General features: G+C 55.3%; 5 protein-coding genes and 2 tRNA genes. 6 read left to right on the top strand and 1 reads right to left on the bottom strand.

The annotated features are described in order from the left end of the window. Positions 1-332: 332 nt before the first annotated feature. The 6 genes from M7Q83_RS12685 to M7Q83_RS12660 all read left to right on the top strand — a co-directional run bounded on the left by M7Q83_RS12685 (position 333) and on the right by M7Q83_RS12660 (position 4500). Positions 333-1412, top strand: coding sequence for a hypothetical protein (locus M7Q83_RS12685; RefSeq protein WP_298339478.1), 1080 nt, complete (start codon positions 333-335; stop codon positions 1410-1412). Between the two features lie 49 nt (positions 1413-1461). Then, positions 1462-1537: transfer RNA gene (locus M7Q83_RS12680), tRNA-His, on the top strand. Between the two features lie 43 nt (positions 1538-1580). Then, positions 1581-1655: transfer RNA gene (locus M7Q83_RS12675), tRNA-Lys, on the top strand. Positions 1656-1731: 76 nt separating this feature from the next. After that, the gene (locus M7Q83_RS12670; RefSeq protein ID WP_298339475.1) at positions 1732-2862 is read left to right on the top strand and encodes a tyrosine-type recombinase/integrase; all 1131 of its coding nucleotides are present in this window, start codon (positions 1732-1734) and stop codon (positions 2860-2862) included. A 359-nt stretch (positions 2863-3221) separates the two neighbouring features. Beyond that, on the top strand, positions 3222-4094 hold the full coding sequence (locus tag M7Q83_RS12665; protein ID WP_298339472.1) for a hypothetical protein: 873 nt from the start codon (positions 3222-3224) through the stop codon (positions 4092-4094). A 184-nt stretch (positions 4095-4278) separates the two neighbouring features. Then, positions 4279-4500 (top strand): helix-turn-helix domain-containing protein, encoded by a 222-nt coding sequence (locus M7Q83_RS12660; RefSeq protein WP_298339469.1) that lies wholly within the window; start codon positions 4279-4281, stop codon positions 4498-4500. A 102-nt stretch (positions 4501-4602) separates the two neighbouring features. On the opposite strand, the gene M7Q83_RS12655 is transcribed toward M7Q83_RS12660, so the two are convergent. Continuing rightward, positions 4603-5937, bottom strand: coding sequence for an ISL3 family transposase (locus M7Q83_RS12655; RefSeq protein WP_298339466.1), 1335 nt, complete (start codon positions 5935-5937; stop codon positions 4603-4605). Positions 5938-6063 lie beyond the last annotated feature (126 nt).

The following is a 6063-nucleotide window of genomic DNA, read 5'->3' as shown; positions in this document are numbered from 1 at the left end:
CACATGGGATAGATAAATCTAGTGTGCTCTACTCGGTGGGGGTGACGGTTTTGGGGAGGAAATTTGGGGGATTGGCAAATTTCTTGCTCTGGAGGCATCCAGAGGCCCCGCACCTGGCCCTCCTTACAAGCAGAACCGACGGAACGCCGCACTCTTGAATGGACACGAAGCCGACCAAGAGCTCCCCATACAAACACGGAAACCACGACCTCAAGGGCCATGAGCCATTCACCCGCATCAATGCAATCCGCTCGCACAAGACAGTTACAAAAACTGAGAGCTGCAATACGCGAGGGAACGACCACTTATGGTTTCTCCCATAGAGTGAAGACGTGGACTACGGCATGGTTCATCTTGAAATCATCGGATTCGTAGTCGGAACTCTCCTCACCGAGTTTGCACTCGTTCTTGACACCATTCCAAATGGTACCCCACCGAAGCGAGTACGCTCGCTACTGCCTGTCATCTGTTTGTGGATCGGTTCATTTCTGCTCCTCCTCGCACCACTCCTACTCATCATTAACCGTTCCTTACACTCACAGACCACAATCTGGTGGCTATTTGGTGCTGCCGGCCTAGTCGTGGCCTTGTTGGCTGTTCGGAAGTTCGTGGCGGAAGACAGCCCAACAGGGCCGGAGCAGCTCACTCACCGAGGTCACATCTTTCTAGCTAGCTGTTGGACGGCATGGGGAGTACTTGCCTCGGCACTCCTTGCCGAGATCTACCGATTTCTTCCTCTCATCAGCCTGGCTACTGCGACACTGGCGATCTTGGGCCTCATCTTGGCTATTGTCAGTCATGTCAAGGTTCCTGACCCCAAACTCCTCCTACGGCTTCCGATCGCACTTGTGGCGGTCTTGACACTCGTTGGCTTCGGTGCTGCATTCGTCGGTCATTCAACCACCCTGCAGATCGAGCTAGGTGTCAACCAACAGCCTGTACTTGCCACTGCTACTCAGGGAGCACCCGGAATTCTTGACATCCGTGGCCTCAGGGCAGGCATCCTAACCTCAGGCTTAGGCCAATCTGATCGAGTGCTACAGCTCGACTTCCACGGCTATCTCCGCGTGAGCAAGCCGAACTTTCACCAACTCGTGACGCTAACCATCCACGGCCGATTCGGAGACAGCAAGACACAATCGTTGCTATTCCGAGCACGCGGAGTCCCGCAACCGGGCGGCTCCCTCGATGTGACGTCATCATCACTCATTCTTCGCTCACACTCACCGCACTTGGTTGCCCAAGGTCACGCCGACGCTGTCCTATCAGATGCAATCTTTGGAACCCTACGACTTCACCGTCGTTACTACACCTATCTTCTGACATATGAGCCAACCGGCCTCTATGTTCTCACTGGAACCATTAGTTTTTGGCCCCAATCGGCGAAGCTCGGACACGCTGCTCTCGAGTAATTGGCTGCCGAGCATCGGATATCAGGATGTAAGCTAGTTAACCGCGATGGTGATCGTAGCTCAGTTGGTAGAGCGCCAGATTGTGGCTCTGGAGGTCAGGGGTTCGAGCCCCCTCGGTCACCCCAGAACAGTGATCGCACCACGAAGTGGTATGATCGTTCAGACCGAGCGCCTCTAGCTCAATGGCAGAGCAACGGACTCTTAATCCGCAGGTTCTGGGTTCGAATCCCAGGGGGCGCACCAGCTAGATGATGGTGTTGGCATTCAAGACTTGTCACTCTGCCCACATTCTGCCCACATTTGCTCTAGACTAGAGGTCGTGAGAGGATATGTACGCAAGCGAGGGAAGGACGTATGGCAGATTGTCGTTGATCTGCCGAAGGATCCGGTGAGCGGCAAACGTCGACAGCGCTACCTGACCGTGCACGGGACCAAGCGTAAGGCAGACGCCGAGTTAACGAGATTGCTTACTGAGGCGAGCAACGCCAAAGCACGGGTTTCCACCTCTTCGATGGATCATGCCATCAGAGAGTGGATCGAGCTCGTAGGTCCAAACCTCTCCCCCACCACCGTCCGAGGCTATATGGGTTGGATCAACTCAGAGATCATCCCAAAGCTTGGAGTGCTCCAGTTGGCCGACGTGAGCGCTGCTCATTTGGATCATCTCTATCGGGATCTCACGGCTAGGGGGTGTGCGCCAGCCTCGGTCGGCCAAGTCCACGCTATTGTCAGGCGGTTCTTTAACCAAGCGATGAAGTGGGAATGGGCAAGTTCCAATCCTGCTCTGCTGGCTTCGCCACCAAAGGTCCCGGCGGCACAAATCGTTACCCCGAGCATCGACCAGCTCCAGACGATCCTCGAGGGAGCCAGAGCCGTCCATCCCCAATGGGAGGCATACTTTACTCTCGCAGCCCTGACTGGTATGCGCAGAGGGGAGTTGTGTGCGCTCCACTGGGATGATTGCCTCGACACCGGCCTAAGCGTGACCAAGTCGTTGATCTATACCCCAGCCGGAGGCACCAGGGAGGCTCCAACCAAGACCCACCAGGGTCGAAACGTCGCGCTCGATGCCATTGCCAAAGCGGTCATCGAAGAGCAGAAGGACCGCCTTCGACATGCAAGCTCAAGTCTCGGGCTGTCAACAGTGGAGAATCCCTACCTGTTCTACGGTGATCCCGACGGATCGACCCCTGTGCATCCAGATAGTCCAACGAAGCTCTTTCGGCGGATCGCGGACAAACACGGATGGAGGCAACTGCATCTGCACACTTTGCGTCACTTTTCAGCGACCCAGCTCGTTGCCGCTGGGATGGATGTAACAACCGTGGCAGGGCGACTAGGGCATGCAGATGCATCCGTTACGCTGAAAGTCTACTCTCACGTACTTGATGCCAAGAATCAAGAGGCAGCATCGATCATGGGAGCGATACTTACCAGCCACGACACCTGAAGAGGCCTAATACCTGACCTCAGAGTCGGACCTATGACCCCACCTCATGTCAGCGGACCAAATACCCACCTCACTGTCCTAGGACAGCGATACTCCCTTGCTTTGCCACGGGAGAGCTCCTTTTACAGAGCGATCTTCTCGGGTGCGGCCGTCTTCGCCAGCGATGCAACGCTCTGGCCGAGCTCCGTCTCCACGCCCTCGGTAGTCCTTCCGATCTTGGCCCGGAGATGATCGTTTCGCGCCGCGGGAAGGCTGCCATGATGGGACGAGCCAGGTTTTCTCCGGTCTAGAGCAGAACTTTTTGCTCCCTTTGCCCGTGGGTACTATGAGCAAACAACAGCGACGAAAGGAGCAGTGAAGTGGCAAGTATACAGGGGTTATTGAAGAATTTGGATTGGCAACTCGCCTGGCTAGACGAGCTCGCACCAGCTGCGTTCCGCCAAGCGACGTTACCCCTTCTCGGGGCTGATGCGACAAAGTGGGAGATGGCTGACAAGGTGCTCTGGGTGCTTCTCTATTATCTCGACCACGATGACACCGAGAGATTCATTCGAGGGGTCAAGCAGATCGTTGAGTCCATGGAGTGTGCGTGCCAGAACAAAATCGTCAACCATATCCTTGGGTCTATGAGCCACGAGCTGCGCGCCGAGGATGAGACAGGATTCCCCAATAGCTTGAGGCGCCTTGGCTATGACAACTCTTACCTGCAAAGCGCTCGCGCCCTGTTTCATTTCTTTTACCAGTGGCAGCCGGGTATGACGCAGTTCCCGGATGGGACGCCAATGAGCGAAACCGATCTTGCCAACGCGAGGCACGCCTATGACTATGGATGGGTCGAAGACGACCGTGCTGAGGAGCTCTATGGTTCCTGTGACAGCGATGGTCATCCCGATGGGGAGGGTGGTGACGAGGACTACGAATTGGAGTGGTCAGGTCGCTTGGCAGCTCTGTTGCCACGCTCTATCCCCGATGCCAGTGAGCGTCGAGTACTCGTTGATCGACTTAGCCCCTTCGGGGGTCCTGATCGTCGATACCAGCTTGCACTCTTTAGCGCGCGTGACCTTGATGCACTGTCGGACTCAGGCACGAACTATCGAGATCACCAAGCGACGAAGAGCTATGCCAAGACAGTGGAGAATCTGGCCACCTGGGGACCCTATCGGGACTTTGGTTTCCGCCGTGGGGCAGTCCATTGCGTATTCTCGCTGAAACTTGCCACCTGTTATCGCTGAAATCTGCCACCCATTCTCGCTGAAACTTGCCACCTGTTATCGCTGAAATCTGCCACCCCCTAGGAGGGTGCGAGAGGGACTCAGAAACGTTCTGTTCAATGCGATGAGGCTGTGGCATCCTTGGTGTGGTTGTGTTCCACGTCAATCACAGAAAGGATGCCACATGCCCAATAGGAGGATACCAATGAGAAAGATCGAAGAGATCCTGCGCCTCTCTGCGCAGGGCAAGAGTGCCAGAGCTATCAGTCGGGATACGGGAGTCTCTCGGCCAAGCGTGGCGGCGTATCTAGAGAAGGCAGCAGAGCACGAGATTAGCGGATCTTCGGAAATAAGCGGTAATCTGGGACCAAAATCGACCAGGAATCGGGAAGCCGTTCAGCTGTCTGGAGGTGGTTGGCTAGAGTGAGACCGTCATCTCAGTAGTTCTACAGTACACCACCAGTGAGCGCGCAGGAGAGACCAAGGGATCATCCTTCATCTCTCACCTGCCTGGGTTGGTCGGGAACTGCTACGAGAGAAGCGCTCCAGAGATGTGCGTCGTCACCGGAGTGACTGTAGCTAGTCGCGTCCAATCAGGCCTACCAGCGACAAGGAGTGCTCTGATTCTAAAGTTTGCAAAGTTCGTCATGCCAAAGGCGATGCGCTTGATCCGTTTGATGAGGTTGTTCATCGACTCTGTGGGTCCATTGGTCACAAAGGACTTATGCCAGGCCAGGATCTCGTCATGCCATTCTCCTAGGGTTCTCCCAAGGAGTTGGACCTCAGCGGGTCGTTCTTCATCGGTAAAGTCGCTGATGAGAGCATCGAGGTGGTCACTGGCAAGTTTTGGGTCACGATAGGCGTAGAGCTCTCGTAGTGACTCCTTGGCCCGCCAGGTGGTAGCCACCTCGTTGTCTGGGTCACCCAATTCAAGCAGGTGAGTAAGTTTCTCGTTGGCATTTTCAGTGAGATTCTCCTTGGCCATCGTCAGGAGTCGCCGGATGCGATAGAGGGGATCACCACCTCTGCCGCGGTGACCAAGGATGTTCTGTTGTACCCTTCTCCTCGCCTCATCAAGTCGAGAATTGGCGATCTTTATGACGTGAAATGGATCGGCTACCATGGTGGCGTTGGGAAGAACAGCACGGAAGACCGATCGGTAGGAACCAGCCAGATCAAGGGTTCCCCACTTGATCGCATCACGCCATTCCTTGGGCTGATTGGCAATCCACTTCTTTGGCTCCTTTGCCTCTCTACCAGGGACGACATCGAGGAGGGTTGCACATTTAACGTCCACGATTGAGGTCGACCAGTGCTGGATGCGATAGCGACCCTCACGATAGAACAGGATCTCGTCTAATCCGAGTGCATGAACCTTGCCGTAACGATTGGGATCCTCTACGAGGGGAGTCCCATAGGCGATGACCGCATCGTTGATCGTGTGCCAATCGCAATCGAGCTCCCTGGCTACCGACGACACCGATCGACCGTCTCTACCAACCACTCGCGTTGCCCACCTACCGGCTCTGTCGGTGAGTTTGAGTCTTGGCGCTGCGATGCGTGAATCTTGGTCACTAAAGGACCCTGCGCTACACTTGGGATCCCTACACACCCACCTGTGTTTGTGCCAGATGAGTCTGACCGCACGGCCAAAGCTTGGTAGATCGATCAGTTCTACCAGGGATACTCCCTTGGAGTAGCTTGTTCCATGACAGAGAGGACACTTTGGCCGCTCGCCTCGACACTCGATGTGGACTCGAAGGGGTATCTTTGCGCCCTGATCATCTAGATCCTCAACCCCGAGTAAATTAACGTCACTTAGACCGAGCAGTATCTTGGCAATTCGGGTAGCATTTTGTTCCACAGGGGCCCTCCAGGTTTTGAGTTATTGCTAACCCCATTCTGGCAGAGTCCCTGTACCTCTCTCAAGTTCGCCCCTGGTACGTAACTACAACTCATAGGATTCCCCACTCAAATCCGAAGTCCCAGT

The sequence above is a fragment of the Ferrimicrobium sp. genome (assembly GCF_027364955.1).
GTDB lineage: Bacteria > Actinomycetota > Acidimicrobiia > Acidimicrobiales > Acidimicrobiaceae > Ferrimicrobium.
The sequence above is the reverse complement of the archived record's forward strand: the minus strand, read 5'-3'. Positions and strand labels throughout refer to the sequence as shown.

Excerpts from the sequence above, each read along its gene's own strand:
- M7Q83_RS12660 (WP_298339469.1), top strand. The coding sequence starts at position 4,279 with ATGAGAAAGATCGAAGAGATCCTGCGCCTCTCTGCGCAGGGCAAGAGT.